The sequence below is a fragment of the Arthrobacter sp. zg-Y40 genome, from assembly GCF_020731535.1.
Lineage (GTDB): Bacteria > Actinomycetota > Actinomycetes > Actinomycetales > Micrococcaceae > Arthrobacter_B.
Genome location: NZ_JAJFZS010000015.1, coordinates 155,216 through 181,161, shown reverse-complemented (window position 1 = coordinate 181,161; position 25,946 = coordinate 155,216). Strand labels below are relative to the sequence as shown.

The following is a 25,946-nucleotide window of genomic DNA, read 5'->3' as shown; positions in this document are numbered from 1 at the left end:
GTCCGTCGGGTTAACGGGAGGAATGCGGCGGCCGCGTCACCAACGTGACCGTCGACACAGCTGCCGGGTACTCTGGCGGCATGGCCAACCTTCCCGCTGCCGATATTGCAGCCGACCCCGCCCTGGTCCGGCAGCTGGTGCAGGAACAGCGTCCGGATCTCTCCGGTCTGGAACTCCGGCAGGAGGGCAGCGGCTGGGACAACCACATCTACCGGCTCGGCACCGACTACGCCATCCGGCTCCCGCGCCGGCGGTCCGCAGTCGGACTGACCGCCAACGAACAGCGCTGGCTGCCGGAACTGACGGCGGACGTTCCGGTGCCGACGTCGGCCCCCGTCTTCTGCGGCACGGCGTGCGAGCTGTACCCGTGGCCGTGGAGCATCACCCGCTGGTTCGACGGACAGGACGTCTCCCTGCAGCCGCGGGACCGCAACGTTGCCCTGGCCACCGGGCTCGCCGGCTTCCTCAACGCGTTCCACCGGCCGGCGCCGGCGGACTACCCGCGCAATCCGTACCGCGGCGGCCCGCTTTCCAGCCGGTATGAGTCGGTGCTGCAGCGGCTGGACTCCGGTATGGTCCCGCATGCGGCCCGGGTCCGGGAGCTATGGGACGAGGCACAGCAGATCCAGGCCTGGCCAGGCCCGCCGCTGTGGTTGCACGGTGACCTGCATGCCGCGAATCTCGTCTCCAAAGACGAGGCGCTGCAGGCGGTCATCGATTTCGGGGACATGACCGCCGGGGATCCGGCCACCGACCTGGCCACCGCCTGGCTGGTGTTCGACGCCGATGGCCGGTCCGCGTTCCGCAACGCCCTGGGCCGGCAGTACGCAGCCGATCCTTACATCTGGGACCGCGCCCGGGGCTGGGCGATCTGCATTGCGACCATCCTGCTGGCCAATTCCGACGACGCCCCGGGCCTGAACCTGGTGGGCTCGGAAACCCTGATGGAAATCCTCACCGGCGACCGCGAAGAGACGGACTAGATGGCGACCTGGCGGAACGCGGTCCGCATTTCGATTGAGGGCGACGGCCATGTGCAGGAAGATATCTCCGGTTATGCCGGAGCGAGTGCCTGGGTGGTGGACGGTGCGACGCCGCTGCTGCCGCAGCTCGGACTGCCCGGACCCTCGGACCCCTCCTGGTATGCGCGCCGGCTGGATCTGCTGCTGACCGAAGCCGCCGCGGCTCCGGAGGCCGGGCACGGCGCCGGATCGGGGCAGCAGGTGCTGGCCGATGCACTGGCCCGGATGGATGCCCTGGCGCAGGAGGTGGCAGGGGAGGAGCGGGCCCGGTTCCCGTCCGCAGCCATCTGTCTGGCGCAGCTGACCGAGGACGGCGTGGAGATCGTGGCCTTGGCGGACTGCCATGCGGTGGTGGAACTCGAGGACGCCTCCCTGGTCCACGTCACCCACGAGCCCGCAGACCTGCGGGTGCTGCACTTTGACGATGCCGCAGGCGAACGGGAGCAGTTGATCCGGGACAGGGAACTGCGCAACACTCCCGGACGGCTGTGGGTGGCCCGCCGGGAGCCGGAAGCGGCCCGGCATGCCCGCACAGTGCAGCTGCCCGCACCCCGGCGCGTTGTCCTGGCCTCCGACGGCGCGTGGCGGGCAGTGGACCTGGGCATAGTGGACGGTGCGGGCGGCTTCCTGCACGCCTGCCGCTCCGCCGTCGCCGCGCAGGAGATGCTGCTGGAACTGCGCCGCCGGCAGCGTGAAACCGGCGAGAGCGCGGACGACGCAACCCTTATTACCGTGGAACGGATCGACGCAGCAGAAAGGCTCCCGTGACCGCAGCGGCAGAACACCTCACCTCCGACATCCTGGTTATTGGCGGCGGGATCGCCGGCCTCTCGTTGGCAGCAGAACTTGCTGCCGGCCACGGTGCGGCCGTGGTGCTGGCAGAGGCTGAACCCACGCTGGGCTACCACACGTCCTCCCGCTCGGCGCGGCAGCTGATCCCCAGCTACGGACCGCAGGTGGTCCAGGACCTGACCCTGCGTACGCTTGCGCTGATCCGGGCGGCCGAAGCCGGACTGCCGCAGCCCATCCTCACGCCCCGGAGCTTCCTGCTGGTGGGCGATGAAGAAGCCGTGCGGGACGGGGCCAGCTCGCACATGCATCCCGTGATGCCCGCCGAGGCACTGGCCCTGGCACCGGAATTGAAGCCCGGATCCTTCACAGCCGCAGGTCTGGACACCACCTCGGTGGCCTGCAATACAGATGCCCTGCTGGAGTACCACCGCGCCCGCCTGCTGGCAGCAGGCGGACAGGTGGTCACCGGCCGGCGGGTCGATGCCGCACGCCGGGCGGCCGACGGGGCCTGGATGGTTTCGGCCGAGGAGACGCGGTTCACCGCGCCTGTGGTGGTCAACTCAGCCGGAGCATGGGCCGACGGCGTCGCCGGTCTTTTCGGGGCCCGCCCCCAGGGGCTCACTCCCTACCGGAGGACGGCCGCCGTCGTCGACGTCGAACGGCCGCTGGAGCCGGGAGCGCCCATGGTGGCCGACGCCGCAGACCGCTTCTACTACCGGCCCGAAGGCACCCGGGTGCTGATCTCGCCGTCGGAAAGCGAGCCCAGCGTTCCGGAGGACGCCCGGCACCGTCCGGAGGACGTGCAGGCCCTGATCGACTTGGTGAACAGCGTCACCACCATGGGTATCTCGGCCGTGTTCCGGGCCTGGACCGGGCTGCGGACGGAAGCGGCCGACGGCGTGCCCGTAGTCGGCTGGGATGCTGCGGTTCCGGGGTTGTTCTGGCTGGCCGGCCAGGGCGGTTACGGCTTCCAAACATCGTCCGCTATTGCCGAATTGGCAGCCGGGATCATCAGCGGTGCGGCCGGGGAAAACAGTGCCTCCCGGGCCCTCAGCCCCGCCCGGCACAAAGTGTGACGAAGATCTCACTGCTTGGCACGTAACGAATCAGCCAAGGGCCGCCCGTATGGTCTTTAGGCGGCCGATCGATGCCTAGAGTTGTAGTACCAAGCTTCTCCGGCCGAAACTCCGGAACATCTCCAAAATCAGTGCCCGAAAGGTCAGTCTCAGTGCCAGAATTCTTGCCGCCAAAAGTCGTTGGTGTGCAGCAGCGTCCGCTCTACATCCGGGTCCGTTCCATCCTGACAATTCTTAGTACGCTGTGGCTGATTGCGGCCGTCATCGGGCTGGGGTTCTTTTCCGGCGGCACCACCTCCCTGGCCTTCTCACTGATCCTGCTCTACACCACCGGCGGTGCCCTGCTCGTAGTGGTCTCGGCAATCTACCGGTTCGTCACCAGGGCGGCACGCCAGCGCGTTGAAACCGTTCCCGAAGACAACGCCGCAGCCGTTTTCGTTGACACCACCCGGTCTGCCACCGAGGAAATCATGGCCGCGCTGCGGCCTGCAGCTCCTGCCGGCCGCCCCGCCGTGCGCATGCCGCAGAATGTGGACGCCCTGGACGTGGCCGCAGCCCTCGCGGCACGAACCGCTGCCCTGACCGCAGCCGCCGTGGCAGAGAAGTCCGCTGTCGCCGCCGCTGCCATGGTTGCGCCGGCCAAGACCGCAACCAAATCGGCGGTCAACAAGTCCGCTACCAAAAAGAAGTCCGGCCCGAAGCAGCCCGCCCAGCCGCAGAAAGCCCAGGCAGGCAAGTCCCGCCCCGCCGCTTCGCGCGCTGCCGGAAGCCCGGCAAACACTGCACCGAAGAAGACCACCGGAGGCAAGAAGTCCGGTTCGGCCGGCAAAGGTGCAGGATCCGGTGCCGCTGCAGGAAACGCCAAAGCGTCCGCTGCGCCTTCCCCGGTAAAAGCTTCCCCGGTAAAAGCTTCTCCGGTAAAAGGAGCGGCAGCGGGATCCGCAGGAACCGCCGCAGGGAATGCGCCGCTGATGAACGTTCCGGGAATCCGTACTGCCCAGCAGGATGTATTGCCGCGCCTTTCCGGCGCCCCGGCCTGCGGGCTCACGGCAGCCCCGGACCGTTCCGCTACAGTGGCCCGGCTCCGCGAATTGGTTTCGGCGGCCTAAGCGCGCAGCACAGTCCCGGACCCCTTCGGATACTCAGGTAGTTGTCAGGTTCTCTTCAGCACCTACCCAGACGGGTCGCTTATCGTAATTAGTACCTCATAAGGGTGCGAGTGATGAATGGACCGAGTAGTGACCGGTCCGGACGCCGGCAGACTAGGGTTGTTTCCCCCAACCAACCCCAAGTCTGCCGGCGTTTTCCTTTTAACTTTTGGTTCCCCGGGGCTTACCTATGGGGGCAGGCCCGGTGCCGGGAACCTATTGTGCCCGGAACTCCCGGAATTCCGCGGTGGCCTCCGAAAACCGTTCTTCCACCCCGGTTACCGCCCCGGGCGCCTCGGGACCCTGAAGGAATGCCCGCAGCCCGTCCAGGGCCGGGCCGCTGCCCTCGGCAATCACCAGTACCGAGCCGTCCCGGTTATTGGACACCACTCCCGTGAGGCCAAGCCGCGTGGCCTGCTGCATGGTCCGGTAGCGGAATCCCACTCCCTGCACCTCACCGGTGACGACGGCGGTAAGCCGGCGGGTCTGTTCCTGTTCCTGATTCATCCGCCCAGCGTAGTCCCGGCGGAGCAGCTCACAGCAGGCCGGCTCCGATCCGTTCCTCCGCAGCGGCCAGCAAAGAGCCGTCGTCGACCAGGACCCGCACCGCTTCAATCTCGGGTGCCAGGTAACGGTCCGGGCCCGGCCCCGGAACCACGGCACGGATGGCAGAGCGCACGGCCGTAACGGCAGGAGCCGAACGAGGGGCGGCCAGGCCGCCGTCGCGCATGTCCAGGGCCCGGGCCGAGGTCAGCAGTTCGATGGCCAGCACCCGGGTCAGTCCGTCCAGGGAGCGGCGCAGCTTCAGGCCGGCCGCCCAGCCCATGGACACGTGGTCCTCCTGCATGGCGGAGGAAGGAATGGAGTCAACCGACGCGGGCACGGCCAGGCGCTTGAGTTCGGACACTATGCCGGCCTGCGTGTACTGGGCGATCATGTGGCCGGAATCCACTCCCGGATCATGGGCCAGGAAGGCGTTGAGGCCATGGCTGCGGGACCGGTCCAGGAAACGGTCGGTGCGCCGCTCGCTCATGGACGCCACGTCCGCAACGGCGATGGCCAGGAAATCCAGCACATAGGCTACCGGGGCGCCGTGGAAGTTGCCGTTCGATTCCAGCCGTCCGTCCACGGTCACCACGGGGTTGTCGATGGCCGAGGCACGCTCCGCGCCAGCCACCGATTCGGCGTGGCCCAGGGTGGACCGGGCCGCGCCGTGCACCTGCGGGGCGCAGCGCAGCGAGTAGGCATCCTGCACCCGGGTGAAGCCGCCGGTCTTCTGTTCTTCGATCAGGGCCGACCCGGCCAGGACCGCCCGGATGTTCGCGGCGGACTCGCCCTGTCCGGACTGGGGCCGCAGCGCCTGGAGGTCCGCAGCGAACACGGCATCGCTGCCCAGCAACCCCTCAACGCTCATTGCCGCCGCCAGGTCCGCGATGGCCAGCAGCCGGTGCAGATCCGCAATAGCCAGCGTCAGCATCCCCAGCATGCCGTCGGTGCCGTTGATCAGCGCCAGGCCTTCCTTTTCCTGCAGCAGGACCGGTTCCAGGCCGGCCTCGGCCAAACCGGCGGCTGCGGGAACCAGGCGGCCGTCCCGGGTGCGGACCTCGCCCTCGCCCATCAGCGCCAGGGCGCAGTGGGACAGGGGCGCCAGGTCGCCGGAGCATCCCAGTGAGCCGTACTCACCCACCACGGGGGTGATCCCGGCATTCAGGAGACCGGCATAGGCGAGCGCCACCTCCGGGCGGACGCCGGTGCGGCCGGTGGCCAAGGTGGAGAGGCGGTTGAGCATCAAGGCCCGGATGACCTCGCGGTCCACTTCCGCACCGGACGACGCCGCATGGCTGCGGATCAGGGAGCGCTGCAGCTGGGTGCGCTGCTCCGGCGGGATCTGCTTGACCGCCAGGGCGCCAAAACCGGTGGATACCCCGTAATGCGGTTTCTCGTCTGCGGCGAGGCTTTCAATCACACCGCGTGAGGATGCCATCGCGGCCAGGGCCTCGGGGGAGAGGGCAACCTCTGCGCCCCCGCGGGCCACGGCCACGATGTCGCCGCCGCTCAGCGGACCGGTCCCCAGTTCAACGGCCGCCCGGGAAATGATGTCCATGTATCTCCGTCCTCGCGGAGAAAACTCTCCGTCATCCACATTGCCGGTGCATTCCTGTCCCGGCACCTCTGTTCCAGCATGCCTGTACCGGCACCTCTATCCCAGCACCAGTTCGGTGCCGAGCCTACCTCCGGGCAGGATTGTGTTTCTGGGATACCAGACGCTGCCCTAGACTCGGCGCATGTCCGCCAGCTATTCGCGCGTCCAGGTTCCCGCTGCGGCCCAGGTCCTGGCCATCCTCCGTTATCTGGGTACCCAGGCCGGGCCGGTGAGTGCCGCCGCCGTCGCCCGGGACCTGTCCCTGCCGCGGTCCACCACGTACCACCTGCTCGCCGCCCTGGCCGCGGACGGTTTCGCCGTCCACCTGCCCGAGGAACGCAAGTACGCCTTGGGCGCCACCGCCCACGAGTTGGGGACCGGCTATGCCAGGCAGGCACCGCTGCAGCGTATCGGACGGTTTCCGCTGCGGAAACTGGCCGCGCAGTGCCGCGCTACAGCGCATCTGGCGGTGCTGCAGGGCACCGATGTGATCTATGTGGTCGAAGAACGGGCGCCCCGGCAGCCACCGCTCGTGACCGACGCCGGTGTGCGGCTTCCGGCCCACCGCACCGCCAGCGGCAGGGCGCTGCTGGGGCAGATGACCGGTGCCCAGCTCAGGGCGCTGTATCCGGATCCTGCGGCGGTGCGTTCCTCCCGCGCCGGTGGAACGGGCCTGCCCGGCCTGCTGGCACAGATGCGGGAGCGCGGTTATGCCTGGGAAGAGAACGAGGTTACGGAGGGATTCTCCTCCCTTGCCGTGCCGGTGCTGGACCGGGCCGGACATGCCGTTGCCAGCGTTACCGTGACCGCAGACAACCGGGACCACGCTCCGGCTGGCCGGACGGACGGGGAAACGGCGGAGGGAACCGGTGGCAGCCTGGCCGTTCTGGCCGAACGCCACCTGCCGGGCCTAACCCGCTGCGCTGCCGAAATTTCCCGGCGGCTGGGCGGCACCGCCAGGGCCTAGCTGCCGGAACGTAGCTCCCGGGACCGGCCGGGACCGGCCGGGACCGGCCGATGGTCCAGCCGGGACAGGTCTGGTATCCCAGACATTGCCGCCGGAGCAGCGCCCGGTCCGGGCCCCCTCGGTTACGGTCGGGGCTATGGCAACCACCTCCGATCCGGCCCGGCTGATCCGGGCACCGCGCGGCACCGCACTGACGGCCAAGAGCTGGCAGACCGAGGCGCCCCTGCGCATGCTGATGAACAACCTGGACCCCGAAGTGGCCGAACGGCCTGCAGACCTGGTGGTCTACGGCGGTACCGGCCGGGCAGCGCGCAGCTGGGAAGCCTATGACGCGATCATCCGCACCCTGGCCACGCTGGCGGATGACGAGACCATGCTGGTCCAGTCCGGCAAACCCGTAGGCGTGTTCCGCACCCACGAGTGGGCGCCGCGGGTCCTGATCGCCAACTCCAACCTGGTGGGGGACTGGGCCACCTGGCCAGAGTTCCGCCGGCTGGAGGCTGAGGGGCTGATGATGTACGGGCAGATGACTGCCGGATCCTGGATCTACATCGGCACCCAGGGCATCCTGCAGGGCACCTACGAGACCTTCGGCGCCGTCGCCCGCAAACTGTTCAAGGATGAAAACGCCACCCTGGCCGGCACCCTGACCCTGACCGGCGGCTGCGGCGGCATGGGCGGTGCCCAGCCGCTGGCAGTGACCCTGAACGGGGGAGCTGTGCTGATTGTCGACGTCGACGAAACCCGCCTCCGCCGCCGGGCCGGCAAGCGGTACCTGCAGGAGGTGGAGACGGACCTGGACACCGCCGTCGCCAAGGTCATGGCAGCCAAGGCGGAGAAGCGGGCGCTGTCCGTGGGGCTGGTGGGAAACGCCGCGGAAGTCTTCGAAGAACTGCTGCGCCGGCAGCAGGCCGGGGAGATCAGCGTGGACATCGTCACGGACCAGACCTCCGCACACGATCCGCTGAGCTACCTGCCGGCCGGAGTGCCGGTGGAACACTGGGCCGCGGAGGCTGCTGCGGACCCCGAGGGCTTCACCAAGAAGGCCCGCGAATCCATGGCCCGCCATGTTGCGGCCATGGTGGGTTTCCAAGACGCCGGTGCCGAGGTGTTCGACTACGGCAACTCCATCCGCGACGAGGCACGCCAGGGCGGTTATGCCCGTGCGTTTGAGTTTCCGGGCTTCGTTCCCGCTTACATCCGCCCGCTCTTCTGCGAGGGGATGGGACCGTTCCGCTGGGTGGCGCTCTCCGGCGATCCGCAGGACATTGCGGTCACGGACGCGGCCATGAAGGAGCTCTTCCCGGAGAACACCCGCCTGCACCGCTGGCTCGACGCCGCCGCGGAGCACGTCGAGTTCGAAGGACTGCCCGCCCGCATCTGCTGGCTGGGCTACGGGGACCGGGCCAAAGCCGGACTGCTGTTCAACTCCCTGGTCGCCGAAGGCAAGGTCAGCGCCCCGATCGTCATTGGCCGCGACCACTTGGACTCCGGTTCGGTCGCGTCCCCGTACCGCGAGACCGAGGCCATGGCGGACGGGTCAGACGCCGTCGCGGACTGGCCCCTGCTCAACGCCCTGCTCAACACGGCCTCCGGCGCCACCTGGGTATCACTGCACCACGGCGGCGGCGTGGGCATCGGCCGGTCCATCCACGCCGGCCAGGTGGGCGTGGCTGACGGCACCGAACTGGCCGCCCGGAAGCTGGAAACGCTGCTGGCCAATGATCCGGGTACCGGGGTGATCCGCCACGCCGACGCCGGGTACGACCAGGCGAACCGGGTTGCCGAGGAGCGCGGTATCCGGATCCCCATGAACGAATAGGCCGGGCCGATGAGGGATAGGTACACGGACAAGAACATCCCCAGCGTCAGTTCCCTGCTTGGGTCCATCCAGGACGTTGGCCGGGACCCCCGCCGGGGCGGCTACTCGCGCCCCGTGTTTTCCACCGCGGAGCTGGACCTGCGCGGGTGGTTTGCTGCGGAGGCGGAACGGCGCGGCCTGCCGGTGGAAACCGACCGCAACGGGATCCTCTGGGCCTGGTGGGGGCAACCGCAGGAAGGCGCCCTGGTTACCGGCAGCCACCTGGATTCCGTGCCCGGCGGCGGAGCCTTCGACGGACCACTGGGAGTGGCCTCGGCGCTCGCCGCCGTCGACATCCTGCGCAGCCGCGGCGTCGAGCCCCGACGGTCCCTGGCCATTGCCGTGTTCCCGGAAGAGGAAGGGTCCCGCTTCGGTGTGGCCTGCCTGGGTTCGCGCCTGCTCACCGGCGCGATCGACCCCGACAAGGCACGGAACCTGCGCGACGCAGACGGCACCACATTCGCCGAAGCAGCCCGTGCCAACGGACTGGACCCGGAGCTGCTGGGCAGGGACGGGCAGGCCCTTGCCCGCATCGGGGACTTTGTGGAACTGCATGTGGAGCAGGGCAGGGGGCTGGGCGACGGCGGTCCGGCAGTCGCCGTCGGCGGGTCCGTCCTGGGCCACGGCCGCTGGCGGATGAGCATAACCGGGCAGGGCAACCACGCCGGAACCACTGCGATGGCGGACCGCGCAGATCCCATGGTGGCCGCCGCGCAGATCATCCTCGCGGTGCAGCAGGCCGCGTCCGGCGTGGAAGGCGCCCGGGCCACGGTGGGACGGATCGAACCCGTGCCCGGCGGCACCAACGTCATCGCTTCCCGGGTGGATCTGTGGCTGGACGCCCGGCACCCGCAGGACGCCGCCGCGCTGGACCTGGTGGATACCATCCACGGCAAGGCGCAGAAGATCGCCGCGTTCGAGGGCTGCACCATTTCCCTGACCCGGGAATCCTGGACCGGGACCACGGATTTCGACGCCGGGCTGCGGCGCAGCCTGGAGCTGTCGCTGCCGGGGGCGCCCGTGCTGCCCACCGGTGCCGGGCACGACGCCGGGATCCTCGCCGGGCACGTGCCCGCCGGCATGCTGTTTGTCCGCAATCCCACCGGGATCAGCCACTCGCCGGAGGAGTATGTGGAGGACGCCGACGCAGACGCCGGCGCGGTGGCCCTCGCGGATGTGCTGCAGGACCTGCTGTGAGTGCGCCGGACCGGCAGGCGTCCTTCTGGTGCGAGCAGGGTTGGATCAACGGGGGCGTTGTTGGCGGTGTCCGGCTGGAGGTCGATGCGTTGGGAACAGTGACAAGCTCCGAAACCGGCGTCCCTGCCCGCGCAGGTGACTGCCGGCTGGCCGGCGTGACGTTTCCGGCGGCGTCGAATGCCCACTCCCATGCCTTCCACCGGATCCTGCGCGGCCGCACGCACGACGCCGGCACGGGCAGCTTCTGGACCTGGCGCGAGCAGATGTACGAGGCCGCCGCCACACTGACCCCGGACCTGTACGGGCAGCTTGCCACGGCGGTGTTCACGGAAATGGTGGTCACCGGCTGGACCTCGGTGGCCGAGTTCCATTATGTCCACCACCAGCCGGACGGCAGCCCCTACGGGCAGGCGCATGCCATGGAGCGGGCCCTGGCACGGGCAGCCGTCGCCGCAGGCATCCGGCTGACCCTTCTGGATACCTGTTATCTGGCCGGCGGGTTCGGCGCGCCGCTCACCCGGGGCCAGCTGCGGTTCGGTGACCGCGACGGCGCCGCCTGGCTGCAGCGGCTGGCCTCCCTCCGGGAAGCGTTCGCGGAAGAATTCGATCCGGCACAGGTCAGCGTTGCCGCTGCGCTGCACTCCGTGCGCGGTGTTCCGGAGGAGGAACTGGAACTGATCTCCCGGAACCTTCCCGCGGACCTGCCGCTGCACATCCACCTCTCCGAACAGCCAGCCGAGAACGAAGCCTGTGTAGCAGCCACCGGACTCACCCCGGCACTGCTGCTGGCCAAGCACGGACTGGTGACCCGGCGGCTATCGGCGGTTCATGCCACCCATCTGGGTGCCGAAGACATCACGGTCCTCGGCAATGCCGGCGCAACTGTGGTTCTGTGTCCCACTACGGAGGCGGACCTGGCTGACGGGATCGGCCCCGCGGCACAGCTGCGCGCTGCGGGTGCCCGGATAGCGCTGGGCACCGACCAGCACGCCGTCGTTGATCCCTGGCTGGAGATGCGGGCGCTGGAACACGGGGAACGCCTCCGCTCCGGGAAACGCGGCCGCTTTGCCCCGGCGGATTTGCACACTGCCGTTTCCCGTGCCGGAGCGGAAGCGCAGGGACGGCCGGCGCCCGGGCTGGCCGTCGGACAAACCTGTGATCTGATGTCAGTGGATCTCCGAACCATCCGTACCGCCGGTTCGGAGGCGGGCCAGCTGGCACTTACCGCTACGTCCGCGGATGTGCACACCGTCGTCGTCGGCGGCCGCATCCTGGCCCGGAACGGGCTGCACAGCCGCCTGGGCGACCCGGCCGTTCTGCTGTCAGCCGCCGTCGCCGCCGTGGACTCGTCCCGGCACCGCACGCCACCCGCCGCAACCACGAAAGACTCATGAGCGCATCCACCCAGCCCCCGGCAGCAATACTGGTCACCAACATCGGCGAGCTCTCCACCCAGGACCAGTCCCGAGGAGCGGACGGTTCCGTGCTGCGGGATGCTGCCGTGGTGTTTGAGGGAGAACGGATCAGCTGGATCGGTGCGGCCTCGGCGGCGCCGGCCGCTGATGTGGTGATCGACGCCGGCGGGCGGGCGGGGCTGCCGGGATGGGTGGACTCCCACACGCACCTGGTTTTTGCAGGGGACCGCGGCGCGGAGTTTGAGGCGCGCATGGCGGGAGAGTCCTACGCGGCCGGCGGCATCGCCGTCACCACCGGCGCCACCCGGGACGCCTCGGATTACGAGCTGACCCGGCTGCTGCTGGCACGCGTTGCCGAGGCCGCAGCCGGCGGCACTACATATCTGGAAACCAAGACCGGCTACGGGCTGGGTGTGGAGGAAGAGCGGCGGCACGCCCGGATTGCGTCCACGGTCGCGAACCAGGTGACCTACCTGGGCGCGCATCTGGTTCCGGCCGGTGCTGATGCAGAGGAATATACGGACCTGGTCTGCACCGACATGCTCGAAGCCGTGCTGCCGTATGTGCAGTGGGCCGACGTCTTTTGCGAGGTGGGCGCCTTTACCGAGGATCAGTCCCGCCGGGTGCTGCAGGCCTGCCGCGACGCCGGCCTGGGGCTGCGGGTGCACGGCAACCAGCTGGGCCACGGTGCCGGGGTGCGCCTGGCCGTGGAGTTCGGGGCGGCAAGCGTGGATCACGTGAACTACCTGACGAACGAGGACATCGATGCCCTCGCCGGGACGTGGGCGCAAGGGAACGGCGTTGGGCTTGGTGCTGCCGGCGTCCCCGGGACGGTGGCCACCTGCCTGCCCGCGTGCGACCTGTCCACCCGTGCACCACTGGCTCCGGCACGGCAGCTGCTGGATGCCGGCGTGCAGGTGGCGCTCGCCTCCAACTGCAATCCGGGCACTTCCTACACCAGCTCGATGAACTTTTGTGTGGCTACGGCCGTGCTGCAGATGGGCCTCACCGTTCAGGAGGCGCTCCGGGCCGCCACCTTCGGCGGAGCCCTGGCCCTTCGCATGCACACCGGGAAAGACCGGGACGGGCAGCGGGCGGTGGGATCGCTCGCCGTCGGGCACCGTGCGGATTTGCAGCTGCTGAACGCGCCCTCCGCGGCTCACCTGGCCTACCGGCCGGGCATGCCGCTCACAGGTGCGGTGTGGCGGGCCGGGCAGCAGGTGCGCTGAGCCACGGGGCGGTGCATGCACTCCGTCCGGCAGAATGGACACCATGCGTGCTGCTTCCCCTTCCGCCCCGGCCGGTGCACTGGATCCCCGGGCCCGGCGGATGCTGGTCTTCGAAATCCTGATTGTGCTCGGACTGTCCCTGGGCAGGTCCGGGGTTTACGCCGTCGTCGAGCTGATCGAAAAGGCGACTGAAGCGCCCCTGGGCGGTCAGACCACCACCTTGAACCCGGTGCTGGACGAGCAGCCCTGGTTCGACCTGGTGTACCAGCTGCTGGGGATCTTCTTCTCCCTGGTTCCGGTGGCGCTGGTGCTCTTCCTGCTGACCGAACCGGGCAAGTCGGCCTTCCGCCGGATCGGGTTCACCTTCGAGAAGCCGCTGCGCGATTTCCTGCTGGGGGTGGGGCTGGCGGCAGTGATCTGCGTCGGAACCCTGGGCGTGTATGCGGCCGGCCGGGCGCTGGGGATCACCACCGCGCTGGTTCCCGCTGCGCTGGACACTTACTGGTGGACGCTGCCGGTGCTCATCCTCTCCGCCGTGCGGCACGCGGTGCTCGAAGAGGTGATTGTGGTGGGCTACCTGTTCACCCGGCTGCGGCAGCTGGGCTGGGGTGCCCCGGCGATCATCCTCACCAGCGCCCTGATCCGCGGCAGCTACCACCTGTACCAGGGCATCGGCCCCGGGATAGGCAATTTCCTGATGGGCCTGCTGTTCGGTGCGGTCTACGCCAAAACCCGGCGCGTGATGCCGCTGGTCATCGCCCACGCCCTGGTGGACATCACGGGCTTTGTCGGGTTTGCGCTGTTCGGCCCGGCCATCGGCATCGGCAACTGAGCATGGCATCCGGAAATGGAGACACTGTGACACTGCTGACCGCCTGGGGATCGGCCCTGGACCCGGACGCGGTGCTCCAGGAATACCCGCGCCCGCAGCTGGTCCGGGACAGCTACCTCAACCTCAACGGGTACTGGCAGTACGCCGTGACCCCCGCCGCTGAGCAGGAGCCGCCGGACACCTGGGCGGGGCAGATCCTGGTGCCGTTCTCGCCGGAGGCCCCGCTGTCCGGCGTCGGCCGCCAACTGCAGCCGGACCAGGCGCTGTGGTACCGCCGGACGGTCCGGCTGCCCGAGGGGTTCGCCGGCGAGCGGGTGCTGCTGCACTTCGGCGCCGTGGACCAGAGCTGCACGGTGACGGTTAACGGGATCCCGGTGGGCGGCCATGTGGGCGGCTACCTGCCGTTCACGCTGGACGTCACCGACGCCCTGGTCCTGGACGGGCAGTCCGGGGATTCCGGGCAGGAAATTGTGGTCCGGGTCCGGGATATCAGCGACACCGGTTACCACAGCCGGGGCAAGCAAAAGCTGGACCGCGGCGGGATCTGGTACACCGCCCAGTCCGGCATCTGGCAGACCGTGTGGCTGGAATCGGTGCCGCGGATCAGCATCGGGCGGCTGGCACTGGTCCCCGGCCTCGAGTCTGTGGACATCACGGTGCTGCTCGACGGCGGTGCCGGGCCGGGTGCCGGGGAAGGCGGTTCGGCGGACGGAGGCCCGGACCTGACCGCCGTTGTTACCCTCTCCGCCGGCGGACACACCGTGGCCGAGGCCGCCGTCGTACCCGGTGTGCCCTCGCGTATCCGCGTGCCGGACCCGCACCTGTGGACCCCCGAAGACCCGTTCCTGTACGACGTCGAGGTGCGGCTGCTCGACGGCGGCCGCGAAGTGGACCGGGTGCAAAGCTACACCGGGCTGCGGACCGTCGGCATGGGACCCGACGCGAAGGGGCGGCAGCGGCTGCTGCTCAACGGCCGTCCGTACTTCCATGCCGGGCTGCTGGACCAGGGCTACTGGCCGGACGGGCTCTACACGGCGCCGTCGGACGCGGCGCTCGCCTCAGACATCCGCCGCGCCAAGGACCTGGGCTTCACCATGCTGCGCAAGCACATCAAGATTGAGCCGCTGCGCTGGTATTACCACTGCGACCGGCTGGGGATCCTGGTCTGGCAGGACCTGGTCAACGGCGGCAGCACCTACCGGAACTCGGTGATCAGGCCGCCGGCGGCCGGGGCGCCGCACCGCAGCGACGACGCGTACCTGGTCTTCGGACGGGACGACGAGCAGGGGCGCCAAGAGTTTCTGGCCGAACTGCGCGGCACCGTGGAACTGCTGCAGAACGCGGTATCCCTGGCCGTCTGGGTGCCGTTCAACGAGGGCTGGGGCCAGTTTGACGCCAATGCCGCCGCTCACCTGCTGCGCCGGCTGGACCCCACCCGCACCATCGACCACGCCAGCGGCTGGCATGACCAGGGCGGGGGAGACCTGAAGAGCGTGCACGTCTACGTGGTGCCGTTCCGGCTGCGGAAGGGCTGGCTGCGGGGCGGCCGCGCCGTCGTACTGTCCGAATACGGCGGCTACAGCCTGCGCATCCCGGGCCACACGTTCAACGCCAAGGAGCACGGTTACCGCAGCTTCCGGAGCCGCGCGGCTCTGAAACGGGCGTACCGGCTGCTGATGCTGCGGCAGATCGAACCCGCGGTGGCCCGCGGCCTGGCGGCCACGGTCTACACCCAGCTGACCGACGTCGAGGACGAGGACAACGGCCTGCTCACCTATGACCGGGCCGTGCTGAAGATCGATGCCGGCACGGTGCGGGAGCTCAACGCCCGGCTGATCCGCGCCGCCGGTTCCTAGTTAGAGAAATCGACCGGTTTGGGAAATCCCTGCCACGGCGCAGCGGAGGGATTTCCCAAACCGGCAGGAGAATCCCTAACCGGCAGCGGGAATCCGCAGCCAGCCCTCCATGATTCGGACGAAGGCTTCGGGCTGCTCGATCCAGGGGTAGTGTCCGCAGTCGGGCAGGAACGCGAGCTCGGCGCCGAGGGCATTGGCATACGCGCGGACGGGGCCGACGCTGGAGAGGATGTCCTCTTGGCCGCCCACCACCAAGGTGGGCGGCTGCGGCGAGGCAAGGATCCGGGCGGCGGCGTCGCCGGGGATCTGGTTGAACCAGGCCGATGCTGCGGCGAGGGTCATCGCCCCGACGCCGGAGTGCTGCCGCTCAGGTGCTGCCCAGCGGGCATATCCGGCGGGGGCCTCCACCTTCAGGGCATGCTGGAACTCATCCTCCGTGCCGGGCTGCACCCCGGACATCGAGGTGAGGGCTGCGTCGACCAGCGGCTCGGACCGGCGGGCGGCAAGATCAGGGCCGTCGTGCACCGCGCCGGTTAGCCAGGCTGCGGCCGGCGTGACCAGGGCCATTGAGCGGACGCGTCCGGGGAACTGCGCAGCGGCCGCCAGGGCCAGGCGCGTCCCTGCAGAGTGGGCGAGGATATCGAAGCCGGGCAGGCCCAGCGCATCGGCAACCGCGATGGCGTCCGCCGCGTCATTCCACCAACCGCGGGACAGTCCACCGGTGGCGGGGGTTCCCCGCGGATGGAGAACGGCAAGCGGACGCACGGCGGCCAGTCCCGTCAGGTCACCCAGGTAGGCCGGGTCGCGGCACGGTCCGCCCGGAAGCACCAGAACAGGCGGCTGGTCACCGGCGCCTTCGAGTTGCACGCATATCTGCACACCATCCGGTGCCGTGATTCTTTCCATTCGGACCAACTTACCGGTGCGGTATCTCCCTCCTGCGCCGGAAACGCTCCGGTTTGGGAAAATTCAACCGGTTGACGTTTCTGCTGCCGTATACAGCTGGCAGCAGGTATGTGCAGCGCGGGCAGAATCGCTAACCGGCAGCAGATTTGCCGCCCCGTTTCCGTGGCAGACCTGCACGAACCAGGCATTGGACCAACCCCTCCGGATCCTGAGGGGATCCTGTGACGTCGTTCCAGGACCAGCGAATGAACCGCACGCCTGTCGCCCGGATTGCGTCTTCACGCTGTTTCTCGCGTGTCAGCGTCTCCCAGGAAGGCGGCATGCTCTTTCCACTCGGAAACGCCATAGTGCCTCGCCCGTATTTCACAGCACCGTCAAATTCGCCCACGAGCTTTTGCTCCGGCCAATAGAAATCGGTACGGCCAAGGAAGCGCCCACCGGCGGAACGGAACTCGTGCTGCAACTCGGGAGCCGGAAAACCGTGCTTGTGAAGAATTGCACGAGAGAAAGACTCGCCGGGGGATTCAGACCGCGCATCGGCGAAATCTATGACCCTCACCGCTCGAGAGTGCTTCGCCCGGTCCGGAAGCTGTGACGCAACGGCGTGCAGGTAGTCCTTGCTGAGCGACGGAAACTCTCGGGTCGGGTCGGGCCGCAGCACATGGTCCATGGCCGGGACGGCCTGCTCAAAAGGAAGATAGGCAGCCATATCGATGACCGTCTGGGCGCGGGACGTGAGCTGCACACCGTCCCGGCACGCCAGTGGTTCCAAGAGCTTCCGTCTGGTCCATCGCAGGTCGCCGCGGCGCCGGCCGTGGGAGCTGTCGGATGCAAGCAACAGCACTTCCGGTGGGGAACCGATGACGGGAATCCCCCACATTGCTGCCGCTGATTCCTGGAGCAGCACCCTTGACCCTGATCCGCTCTCCAGTGCCGCAACAATCCGCAAGCGGTCCCGTTCCCAGCGGGGCATGTGGGCCCAGGCAGCAGCACCGACGTAGACGCCCCGCCGTATCCGCACCAATTCGCCTGCGGCGCAGCGCAGCGCCAGTGGTTTAGCCAGGGTGTTCGCGGTGTCGGCCGCAAAGAGAAGTTCCTGATCCATGGAAACAGGCATACGGCGTGCACGGTTTTCCGGCGAGCGTGCCGTTGCGCACTGTGGAAAGTTTGGCAGGTTAGAGGAATCGACCGGTTTGGGTTGCTGCTGCCGCTTCCAACCGGCAGCAGAAATCCAACCCGGCAGGAAAACCCGACCCTAGATCTCGACGGGACCCTTGCTGGTGTCGAAGGTTACCGACATAACGCCCGGTGTGCCGGCCGGAGCAATCCAGGTGACGCCGACGCCGTCCAGCGGCTCCTCGACACGGGTGCCCAGCCAGTCGCTGACCCGGGCGGCGGAACCGGCAATGGTCAGCGAGCTCAGCTTCACGGAGCCGGGCATGCCGGGAATGGCGTTGGACGGGTGCAGTGCCTCGGTCCCGTCATCCCAGCGCAGCAGGTAGGGCACCTGCGGATCGGCAATCAGGCCGTTGATGCCGATCTGCTGCCAGGTCAGCTCCTGGCCGTCCGGAAACTTCCGGTTGCCCGGCACGGAGGAACGGCCCAGCCGCTCTTCGAAGGGCGAGAGGTCATCCACCGCAACACACCAGCCCATCCAGCCGCCGCCGGATTCGGAGCGCTGGCGCACGGCCTGGCCGAAGGGGGCCTTGTCCGATGCCGGGTGGTTGAGCACCTCCACAACCTCGACGTACTGGTTGTTGGCCAGGGGGAGGATCATATTGCGGGTACCGAATCGGGGGTGGACGCCACCCTTAACGAAGTCGGCGCCGAGGGCAGCAGCAATCCTCTCGGTGGTGGCCAAAAGACCGTCAGATTCACAGGCGTAAGAAACATGATCCAAGCGCATGCGGCTCATTGTGGCACGTTGTGACCACCGTCTCGACTTAGGACCTCCTTACCGCCAATTTCAGTGCCGGCGGAAGCGAAACTGCGGATCGGGGCGCCACCGGGTTTCACGCAAAGTCATGAAGGTTGCGCTGGGCCCGGCTATCGGTTTTCATAGGTGCAGGTCATGAGTGCCAGCAGATAGCCCCGGCTTGCTGGCCGGCAACCCTCCAACCGCGGTGGGGTGCCCCGGGTGAAGACCTGGCTGTACGCCAAGAGGGCGTCCGGCAAGCGCGGGCCCCGCAGCCCTACCGGAATTCCGGTGTGCACGTTCGTGTACCCAAAACCGGAACGACGGCGTTGTGCGGCCCCTGGTATGAGGGAGCATCATGAGTGCAGATTGGTCTTTTGAAACCCGCCAGATCCACGTAGGCCAGGAGCCCGACGCCGTCACCGGCGCGCGTGCCTTGCCGATCTATCAGACGTCGTCCTTTGTGTTTCCCAGCGCTGAGGCCGCCGCGAACCGGTTCGCGCTGGCCGAACTGGAACCCATCTATACCCGGATCGGCAACCCGACCCAGGAAGCGGTGGAAAACCGGATCGCTTCCCTGGAGGGCGGCGTCGGCGCGCTGCTGCTGGCCTCGGGGCAGGCAGCGGAAACCTTTGCGCTGCTCAACGTAGCCCATGCCGGTGACCACATCGTGGCCAGTCCCAGCCTGTACGGCGGCACCTACAACCTGCTTCGGCACACGTTGAAGAAGTTCGGGATCGACACCACGTTTGTGCAGGACCCGGATGACCTTCAGCAGTGGCGGGCAGCGGTGCAGCCCAACACCAAGGCGTTCTTCGGCGAGGTGGTCTCCAACCCGCGGCAGGACGTGCTGGACCTGGAGGGCATCAGCGCCGTCGCGCACGACGCCGGCGTTCCCCTGATTGTGGACAACACCCTCTCCACGCCGTACCTGATCCGGCCGATTGAGTGGGGTGCGGACATTGTGGTGCATTCGGCCACCAAGTATCTGGGCGGGCACGGGACTTCCATTGCCGGAGTGATCGTGGATTCGGGCAACTTCGACTTCGCCGCCGACCCGGAGAAGTTCCCCGGCTTCAACACCCCCGATGAGAGCTACAACGGCCTGGTCTATGCCCGGGACCTGGGCGTGAACGGTGCGCTGGGCGCCAACCTGGCCTATATCCTCAAGGCCCGGGTGCAGCTGCTGCGCGACCTCGGTTCGGCGGTGTCCCCGTTCAACGCGTTCCTCGTTGCGCAGGGACTGGAAACCCTGAGCCTGCGGGTGGAGCGGCACGTAGCCAACGCCGTCGCCGTTGCCAACTGGCTCGAGGGGCACGACGACGTCGTCTCGGTGGCGTACGCGGGTCTGGAATCCAGTCCCTGGTTTGAGCGCGGACGCAAGTACGGTCCGCGCGGCACCGGCGCGATTGTGTCCTTCGAGATCGACGGCGGGGTGGACGCCGGGAAGCGGTTTGTCGACGGACTGGAACTGCATTCCCACGTGGCCAACGTGGGGGACGTGCGCTCGCTGGTCATTCACCCGGCGTCGACCACACACAGCCAGCTCGGTGCAGAGGCGCAGCTGGCGGCAGGGGTCAGCCCGGGGCTGGTGCGGCTGTCCGTGGGCATTGAACACATCGATGACATCCTGGCGGACCTCGATGCCGGCTTCCGGGCCGCCAAGGGAGCCTGAGCCTTCCGTGGCGATCCGGCACCCCGCTCTGCAGCACCCCGTCACCGACCGGGACGGGGTGCTGCAGTTCGCCTCCATTGGCGGACTCGACCTGGAAACGGGCGGTTACCTGCCCGACGTCGTCCTCGGTTACGAAACGTGGGGACGGCTCGACGCCGATGCCGGCAACGCAGTGTTTATTGCCCATGCGCTGACCGGCAGCACCCATGTGGCCCGCGGCGATACGGATGAACCGGGCTGGTGGGATGACCTGGTGGGGCCGGGCAAAACCGTGGACACCAACCGGTTCTATGTGGTGGCCGCGAACATGCTGGGCGGTTGCTACGGTTCCACCGGTCCCTCGTCCCCGGATCCGCAGGGACTGCCCTGGGGATCCCGGTTCCCGTTTGTTACCGTCCGCGACTCGGTGCGCGCCGAGGCACGGCTGGCCGACCTGCTCGGAATCCGGGCCTGGCACACCGTGCTGGGCGGTTCGCTCGGGGGAGCACGGGCCTTGGAATGGGCGGTTACCGAACCCGGGCGGGTGAAACGCTGTGCCGTCATTGCGGCGACGGCGGCCAGCACCGCGGAGCAGATCGCTTTTGCCCAGGCGCAGCTGGCCGCGATCCGGCTGGACCCGGCGTTCAACGGCGGGGACTACTACAACGGTGCCCCGCCGCTGGCCGGGCTCGGGCTGGCACGGCGGATTGCGCACATCACCTACCGGTCCGAGCCGGAGCTGGAGTACCGGTTCGGGCGCAGTCCGCAGGGAACCGAGGACCCGTTCGGTTCCGCGCTCCCGGCACAGAGGGGCCGCTACGCGGTGGAAAGCTACCTGGACCACCAGGCGGAAAAACTCGTGGACCGCTTTGACGCCAACACCTATCTGGTGCTCACTGAAGCGCTCGCGGGGCACGACGTCGCGCGCGGACGAGGATCCCTGCGCGAGGCACTGCGGGGGACCGGTGCCGAGTTTTTCATCGCGGCGGTCGAGTCGGACCGGCTGTACTTTCCACAGCAGTCAGCCGACCTGGCCGCGGCCCTGCCCCGGGGTACCTCCGTGCACCTGATCCGGGCACCGATAGGGCATGACGGTTTCCTGACCAACGCGCAGGAGATTTCCGGCCCGCTCCGGGCGGCGTTTTTCGCGTGAGCCGCGGGGCGGGCTAGTCTGCCTCGGCCTCCATCAGCCAGAAGGCTGCACCGGTGGGATCAGCCAGCTGGACCATCCGGCCGTAAGGGGAGTCTTCGGGCGGGGTGAGCACCGCCCCGCCCAGTTCCTCGGCCAGGTCGGCAGCGGCGTCGACGTCGGTGTGCCCGAAGTAGAGCTCCCAGTGCGAGGGGATCCCGTCGGGCAGGTCCGCGGCGCCGTCCATCACGCCGGCTACTGGCCGGCCGTTGCTCTGGACGGTGGTGTACCGGAAGTCGGCGGTATCGGAGAGGACTTCGGTCTCCCACCCGAAGACGTCCCGGTAGAACCGCAGGGCGGCCGGATAGTCGCTGGTCAGCAGCTCGTACCAGACCGGTGCCCCCGCCTCGTCGATCCGCGCGAATCCGGGATGGTCCGCCGGCTGCCAGATGCCGATGGTTCCTCCGGACGGGTCACCGAGCAGGGCCATTGATCCCTTGGTCCCCACCTGCTGCGGATCCAGCATCACCTGCCCGCCGGCCTCGGCAGCCGCATCCGCTGAACCGGCGGCATCCCCGAAAGCCAGGTATACCGTCCAGGTATCCGGGTAGGCGGTTTCGGGGGAGTTGGGCATCAGTCCGGCCACCGCCGAGCCCCGATGGAGGAAGTCGGCATACCCGCCCGGTTCGGACACAGCAGCCTCCCACCCCAGCAACCCGGCGTAAAACTCCCTGGCCCGCTGCGGGTCGGAGCTGGCCAGGTCCGCCCAGCACGGGGCGCCGGCGGGAAACGGGGCGGACACTTCGGGCATGGCAGTCCTGCTCTCGGGTGGGGGCCGGGAGTCCCAGCTATATCAACTGGGCCCGCCGGGCAACAGGGCGGTGCCCTTGCCAGCAGGGCCTATCCGTGCGAAAACAATGCCATGACTGACCGGATCCATCTGCAGGGGCGGGCCCAGTGCTCGCCGCAGGCCCTTTGGCATGCACTCGTTGACAACCGGGCGGCGTGGTGGCCGGACATGGATTTCTCGCCGCATCCCGGCTCTCCGCTGCAGGAGCGCTGGATGGAGGACGGGGTGGAGCATACGGCCAGCGGCACGGTCCTGGCCGTGGCCCCGGGCCGCCTTTTTTCCTTCCGCTGGACAGCTCCGGACTGGGAGGCGCACACAGTGGTCAGCTTTGAACTCACGCCGGCGGACGACGACGGCGGGGAGGGCAGCGCGACCGACGTCGCCGTCACCGAGAGCGGGTTCGCCGCCCTGAAATCGGGGCCGGCGTTATCCGAGGCGCACCGTGAGGGCTGGGCCTTCCATCTGGCGAACCTGATCGAGCAGGCAGAGAAGTGAGCAGGCGCGGCGCGGGTTAGTCTTGCCGCCATGAGCAATGCAGCAGATGTGCCCGGCCGCCGCAGCCCGGCAGCCAGGATCCTCAAGGCCTCAATGGTCCCGCTGGCGGCAGCGGCGCTGGTGGTTGCCGGCGTCGTCCTGGCCGCCACCGCACCGGTGGAGTCCTTCGGCTGGTTTGCCTACGGGCCGCTGGAGGAAAGCACCGGGCCGGGGAAGCTGCTGATGCTCACCGGACGAATGCAGCTGGGGTATCTGCTTGTGGCGGCGGGACTGCTCGCCGCTGCCTTCTGGGGCGGGTTCCGGCTGGGCCGGCGCGGGCGCACCGGCCAGCCGGCCGCGCAGGGCCGCTAGTCGGCTTCGCCGGCGCCCTGCGGCATCGGTGCCCCGAACATGGGGCCGGCCTCGGGCCGCTTGGCGGAAATACCGTCGCCGGAGGACTGATGGCGCACCCGGCGGACCACCCAGGGTAGGAGGAATTCCCGGGCCCAGACCAGGTCCTCGGACCGGGCGGCACGCCATTTCTTGGCCTGCAGGGGTTTGGTTTCCAGCGGTTCCAGGGTGTGCGGGACATTGAGGGTGTCCAGCACCATGGCCGCAATGGTGTGATGGCCCAGCGGAGAGAAATGCAGCCGGTCCGGAGCCCACATCCGCGGATCGTTCAGTTCGCGCAGCGCCCACATGTCCGCAACGACGGCGCCGTGCCGTTTGGCTACGGTCCGCAGGTTCTCGTTGTAGATGGCGGCACGGCCCCGGACGCTGCTCAGCACCGGAGTGTTCCCGAGGTCCGGGCCGGTAAAGAGGACCACTCCGGCACCGGCGGCGCGCAGCTGGGCCACGGCTCCGTCCATGCGTTCGGCCAGCCGGTCCGGATCGCCGCCGGGACGGATGACGTCGTTTCCGCCGGCGCAGATGGTCACCAGGTCCGGCTTCAGTGCCAGGGCCGGTTCCAGCTGCTCGTCGACAATCTGGTTGAGCAGCCGTCCGCGGATAGCCAGGTTCGCGTAAGCGAAGTCGGGCTGGCCTGACGCGAGTTCCTCGGCCACGCGGTCCGCCCACCCGCGGTTGCCGCCCGGACTGTTCGGGTCGGGATCGCCAATGCCTTCGGTGAAGGAATCGCCCATGGCAACCATCCGGGACCAGAGGTGAGCCGGCGGCTGCTGTCGTCCGGACTCGGGGGCGGGAGCGGCTTGGGACAGGTAATTTGTACTCACTGGTCAATTCTTGCAAACGGCCCGCAGGCTACGCGACCGTAGGTTGTAAATAAGGGCGTGCCAGAATTGGACCCATGACTTTCGAGAATCCCGTTGTCCTGTGGTCCAAGCCTGAAGCCGAACGCGCCGGCACTCCGCTGCTCGTCCTTTTTCACGGTCACCTGGCCAACGAGGAGGACCTCATGGGCCTCACCGACTACCTCCCGGCAGAGTTCACCATCGCCTCGGTGCGGGCCCCGCAGGCAATGGGCCCCGGCTACACCTGGTTCCCGCTGACGGCTGACGCCGACTACTCCGTGGAGGCCGTGGTGGACTCAGTATCCGCCGTGTCCGACTGGCTGGACGGCATCAGCACCGGGCACAGCAGCGTGAGCATGCTGGGCTTCTCCATGGGGATGGCCGTTGCCACCTCGCTGCTGCGCCACCGCCCCCGGGACTTCGCCGCCGTCGTCGGGCTGTCCGGTTTTGTAGTGCCGTCGCAGGACCACGCGTTCTTTTCTGACGGCGAGCTGGCGGAGCGCAAGGTCCCGTTCTTCTGGGGCCGGGACCAGGCCGACCCGGTGATCGACGCAGCCCGGATCGAATACACGCACGCCTGGCTCAATACGCACACTGCGCTGACCAAGATCCTGTACTCGAACATGGGCCACGGCATTAACATGCAGGAGCTGGGGCACGTGAAGGAATTCCTCACGCATACGGTGCTGCGCGGCGCCCGGACGTCCTAATCCGGACGTCCCAGCGCCGCCGTCCGGGCCGAAAGGTCAGCCTTCGCGGACAATCCGGACAGTTTCACCGTTCACGGTTACTTCGTCACCGGCGTGCAGCTGCCGGCCGCGCCGCTCCTCGATGTCGCCGTTGACCTTCACCAGGCCGTCTTCGATCAGTTGCTTGGCATGGATGCCGTCTTCGGCCAGGTTCGCGAGTTTGAGCAGCTGGCCGAGGCGGATCATTTCGTCGCGGATGGGCAGGTCTTGGGCATCGGGGGAACTCATGCTTCCATTCTGCCCGATGACGACGGCGCCGGACGCAGGGGAACGGCGGGCACGCGGGCGGCGGTAGGGTGGACGCGTGCCAAATGCTGTGCGGATGTCCCCGCTGATCGGTCTGCCCCTGTCCCTCCTCGCCGGCGTCGCCATGCCGGTCCAGACGCGCGTGAACGGAACCCTCGGACAGCGGCTTGACGACGGCCTGGCCGCTGCACTGGTCAGCTTTACCGTTGGCTTGGTAGTGATGAGCGCCATCAGCGTCGTCCTTCCGCGCGGGCGCGCCGGCGCCTCCCAGTTGCTGCCTGCCCTGCGCGAACGGCGCTTTCCGCGCTACTACGTACTGGCCGGCATGATCGGCGGCTATTTTGTTCTTTCCCAGACCCTTACCGTCGCCGTGCTGGGCGTGGCCGTGTTCACGGTGGCCGCAGTCGCCGGGCAGACCCTGACCGGACTGGTGGTGGACCGGCTCGGGATCGGCCCCGCCGGTAAGAAGGCGCTGACCGTGATGCGCGTGGTGGGAGCGGTGCTGACCATTGCCGCGGTGGCCTGGGCTGTCAGCCCGAAGCTGACCGGCGGGCAGGATCCGTCCGCCTGGTTGTTGCCGGTGCTGCTGCCGCTGACGGCCGGCATGCTGATGAGTTTCCAGCAGGCCATGAACGGCACTACGGGTATGCACTACGGCACTCCCATCACGGCCACGCTGGTGAACTTCATCTCCGGCACCGTCCTGCTGGCCGTGATGTGGGGCATCAAGGTGGCTGTGTCCGGTCGGGGCAACCCGCTGCCGGGAGAGTGGTGGCTGTACCTGGGCGGCCCGATGGGGTGCGTCTTTATTGGCCTGGCAGCGCTGCTGGTGCGCAGCCTGGGAGTGCTGCTGACGAGCCTCGGCCTGATCGGCGGGCAGCTGATCGGCTCCCTGCTGCTCGATATTGTCTTCCCGGCCCCGGGAACCACAGTGGTGGCAGCCACGGTGCTCGGCACCCTGCTGACCCTGGCCGCCATTGTGCTGGCCACCCTGCCGTGGAACATGCCCGGCGGCGGTCCGTTCCGCCGTCGCCGTTCCTCCCGGCCGGACACCGCCGGCACGCCCCGCTGAGACGGGCAGCGACGCACCGAACGGCTCCGGTAGGTGGGCGGGCCCTGCTCGCCTTAAGCTGGTAGTTAAGCTTTGCCCGTTGGCACTGTCCCCGCATGCCCTTTGAAGCTGCGCGGACGGGCCCGGGACCACGAGCGGACCGCACCCAGCGGCCCTGTATACA

At 68.4% G+C, this 25,946-nt stretch carries 25 protein-coding genes and 1 riboswitch; of the genes, 17 read left to right on the top strand and 8 right to left on the bottom strand.

Annotated elements, in window-relative coordinates; all coding sequences use genetic code 11:
• The first annotated feature begins 80 nt into the window (after positions 1-80).
• The 4 genes from LJ754_RS16140 to LJ754_RS16125 all read left to right on the top strand — a co-directional run bounded on the left by LJ754_RS16140 (position 81) and on the right by LJ754_RS16125 (position 3,999).
• A complete protein-coding gene (locus LJ754_RS16140) occupies positions 81-983 on the top strand; it encodes an aminoglycoside phosphotransferase family protein (protein ID WP_227927347.1) in 903 nt (300 codons plus the stop codon).
• A complete protein-coding gene (locus LJ754_RS16135) occupies positions 984-1,790 on the top strand; it encodes a hypothetical protein (protein ID WP_227927346.1) in 807 nt (268 codons plus the stop codon).
• The gene (locus LJ754_RS16130) at positions 1,787-2,890 is read left to right on the top strand and encodes an NAD(P)/FAD-dependent oxidoreductase (RefSeq protein ID WP_227927345.1); all 1,104 of its coding nucleotides are present in this window, start codon (positions 1,787-1,789) and stop codon (positions 2,888-2,890) included. Before LJ754_RS16135 ends, LJ754_RS16130 begins: the two co-directional genes overlap by 4 nt.
• 185 nt (positions 2,891-3,075) lie before the next feature.
• Positions 3,076-3,999 carry a hypothetical protein gene (locus tag LJ754_RS16125; protein ID WP_227927344.1) on the top strand — a complete coding sequence of 308 codons (924 nt, stop codon included), beginning with the start codon at positions 3,076-3,078 and terminating at the stop codon, positions 3,997-3,999.
• Between the two features lie 255 nt (positions 4,000-4,254).
• Here LJ754_RS16125 and LJ754_RS16120 read toward each other — a convergent pair whose 3' ends face one another.
• Together LJ754_RS16120 and hutH are read right to left on the bottom strand one after the other, a co-directional pair.
• Entirely contained in the window at positions 4,255-4,545 is a 291-nt protein-coding gene (locus LJ754_RS16120) for an acylphosphatase (protein ID WP_227913910.1), read from the bottom strand.
• 28 nt (positions 4,546-4,573) lie between these two features.
• Positions 4,574-6,142 carry a histidine ammonia-lyase gene (hutH, locus tag LJ754_RS16115; protein WP_227927343.1) on the bottom strand — a complete coding sequence of 523 codons (1,569 nt, stop codon included), beginning with the start codon at positions 6,140-6,142 and terminating at the stop codon, positions 4,574-4,576.
• Positions 6,143-6,323: 181 nt separating this feature from the next.
• Between hutH and LJ754_RS16110 the strand changes: the two genes are divergently transcribed.
• The 7 genes from LJ754_RS16110 (at position 6,324) to LJ754_RS16080 (ending at position 15,538) form a co-directional block, all read left to right on the top strand.
• Positions 6,324-7,148, top strand: coding sequence for an IclR family transcriptional regulator (locus LJ754_RS16110; protein ID WP_227913912.1), 825 nt, complete (start codon positions 6,324-6,326; stop codon positions 7,146-7,148).
• Positions 7,149-7,284: 136 nt separating this feature from the next.
• A complete protein-coding gene (locus LJ754_RS16105) occupies positions 7,285-8,970 on the top strand; it encodes a urocanate hydratase (protein ID WP_227927342.1) in 1,686 nt (561 codons plus the stop codon).
• Positions 8,971-8,979: 9 nt separating this feature from the next.
• Complete coding sequence (locus LJ754_RS16100; protein WP_227927341.1) at positions 8,980-10,206, top strand: allantoate amidohydrolase; 1,227 nt, start codon at positions 8,980-8,982, stop codon at positions 10,204-10,206.
• Positions 10,203-11,600: a formimidoylglutamate deiminase gene (locus LJ754_RS16095; protein WP_227927340.1), complete on the top strand. Its 1,398-nt coding sequence runs from the start codon at positions 10,203-10,205 to the stop codon at positions 11,598-11,600. Before LJ754_RS16100 ends, LJ754_RS16095 begins: the two co-directional genes overlap by 4 nt.
• A complete protein-coding gene (locus LJ754_RS16090) occupies positions 11,597-12,850 on the top strand; it encodes an amidohydrolase family protein (protein ID WP_227927339.1) in 1,254 nt (417 codons plus the stop codon). Before LJ754_RS16095 ends, LJ754_RS16090 begins: the two co-directional genes overlap by 4 nt.
• A gap of 43 nt (positions 12,851-12,893) precedes the next feature.
• Positions 12,894-13,682: a CPBP family intramembrane glutamic endopeptidase gene (locus LJ754_RS16085; protein ID WP_442860346.1), complete on the top strand. Its 789-nt coding sequence runs from the start codon at positions 12,894-12,896 to the stop codon at positions 13,680-13,682.
• Positions 13,683-13,708: 26 nt separating this feature from the next.
• Positions 13,709-15,538: a glycoside hydrolase family 2 protein gene (locus LJ754_RS16080; protein ID WP_227927337.1), complete on the top strand. Its 1,830-nt coding sequence runs from the start codon at positions 13,709-13,711 to the stop codon at positions 15,536-15,538.
• Positions 15,539-15,613: 75 nt separating this feature from the next.
• On the opposite strand, the gene LJ754_RS16075 is transcribed toward LJ754_RS16080, so the two are convergent.
• The 3 genes from LJ754_RS16075 to LJ754_RS16065 form a co-directional block, all read right to left on the bottom strand.
• On the bottom strand, positions 15,614-16,444 hold the full coding sequence (locus LJ754_RS16075) for an alpha/beta fold hydrolase (protein ID WP_227927336.1): 831 nt from the start codon (positions 16,442-16,444) through the stop codon (positions 15,614-15,616).
• A gap of 130 nt (positions 16,445-16,574) precedes the next feature.
• On the bottom strand, positions 16,575-17,549 hold the full coding sequence (locus LJ754_RS16070; protein ID WP_227927335.1) for an endonuclease domain-containing protein: 975 nt from the start codon (positions 17,547-17,549) through the stop codon (positions 16,575-16,577).
• Between the two features lie 150 nt (positions 17,550-17,699).
• Positions 17,700-18,350, bottom strand: a complete 651-nt coding sequence (locus tag LJ754_RS16065; protein ID WP_227927334.1) for a VOC family protein — start codon at positions 18,348-18,350, stop codon at positions 17,700-17,702.
• A gap of 161 nt (positions 18,351-18,511) precedes the next feature.
• Positions 18,512-18,628, top strand: a riboswitch (SAM riboswitch).
• A gap of 89 nt (positions 18,629-18,717) precedes the next feature.
• On the opposite strand from LJ754_RS16065, the gene LJ754_RS16060 reads away from it, so the two are divergent.
• Together LJ754_RS16060 and metX are read left to right on the top strand one after the other, a co-directional pair.
• Positions 18,718-20,034, top strand: a complete 1,317-nt coding sequence (locus tag LJ754_RS16060) for a bifunctional o-acetylhomoserine/o-acetylserine sulfhydrylase (RefSeq protein ID WP_227927333.1) — start codon at positions 18,718-18,720, stop codon at positions 20,032-20,034.
• A 7-nt stretch (positions 20,035-20,041) separates the two neighbouring features.
• On the top strand, positions 20,042-21,166 hold the full coding sequence (metX, locus tag LJ754_RS16055) for a homoserine O-acetyltransferase MetX (RefSeq protein ID WP_442860345.1): 1,125 nt from the start codon (positions 20,042-20,044) through the stop codon (positions 21,164-21,166).
• Positions 21,167-21,179: 13 nt separating this feature from the next.
• On the opposite strand, the gene LJ754_RS16050 is transcribed toward metX, so the two are convergent.
• Positions 21,180-21,953, bottom strand: a complete 774-nt coding sequence (locus LJ754_RS16050; protein WP_227927331.1) for a VOC family protein — start codon at positions 21,951-21,953, stop codon at positions 21,180-21,182.
• A 111-nt stretch (positions 21,954-22,064) separates the two neighbouring features.
• On the opposite strand from LJ754_RS16050, the gene LJ754_RS16045 reads away from it, so the two are divergent.
• Positions 22,065-22,487, top strand: coding sequence for an SRPBCC family protein (locus tag LJ754_RS16045; RefSeq protein ID WP_227927330.1), 423 nt, complete (start codon positions 22,065-22,067; stop codon positions 22,485-22,487).
• A gap of 30 nt (positions 22,488-22,517) precedes the next feature.
• The gene (locus LJ754_RS16040) at positions 22,518-22,838 is read left to right on the top strand and encodes a hypothetical protein (protein ID WP_227927329.1); all 321 of its coding nucleotides are present in this window, start codon (positions 22,518-22,520) and stop codon (positions 22,836-22,838) included.
• Here LJ754_RS16040 and LJ754_RS16035 read toward each other — a convergent pair.
• Positions 22,835-23,698 (bottom strand): SGNH/GDSL hydrolase family protein, encoded by an 864-nt coding sequence (locus LJ754_RS16035; RefSeq protein WP_442860187.1) that lies wholly within the window; start codon positions 23,696-23,698, stop codon positions 22,835-22,837. The two genes, LJ754_RS16040 and LJ754_RS16035, sit on opposite strands and share 4 nt — an antisense overlap.
• A gap of 74 nt (positions 23,699-23,772) precedes the next feature.
• Here LJ754_RS16035 and LJ754_RS16030 point away from each other — a divergent pair, with 74 nt between their 5' ends.
• Complete coding sequence (locus tag LJ754_RS16030; protein WP_227913927.1) at positions 23,773-24,426, top strand: alpha/beta hydrolase; 654 nt, start codon at positions 23,773-23,775, stop codon at positions 24,424-24,426.
• Between the two features lie 36 nt (positions 24,427-24,462).
• On the opposite strand, the gene LJ754_RS16025 is transcribed toward LJ754_RS16030, so the two are convergent.
• Positions 24,463-24,693 (bottom strand): RNA-binding S4 domain-containing protein, encoded by a 231-nt coding sequence (locus LJ754_RS16025; RefSeq protein ID WP_227913928.1) that lies wholly within the window; start codon positions 24,691-24,693, stop codon positions 24,463-24,465.
• Between the two features lie 76 nt (positions 24,694-24,769).
• On the opposite strand from LJ754_RS16025, the gene LJ754_RS16020 reads away from it, so the two are divergent.
• Positions 24,770-25,783 (top strand): DMT family transporter, encoded by a 1,014-nt coding sequence (locus tag LJ754_RS16020; RefSeq protein ID WP_442860344.1) that lies wholly within the window; start codon positions 24,770-24,772, stop codon positions 25,781-25,783.
• The last annotated feature ends 163 nt before the right edge of the window (positions 25,784-25,946 follow it).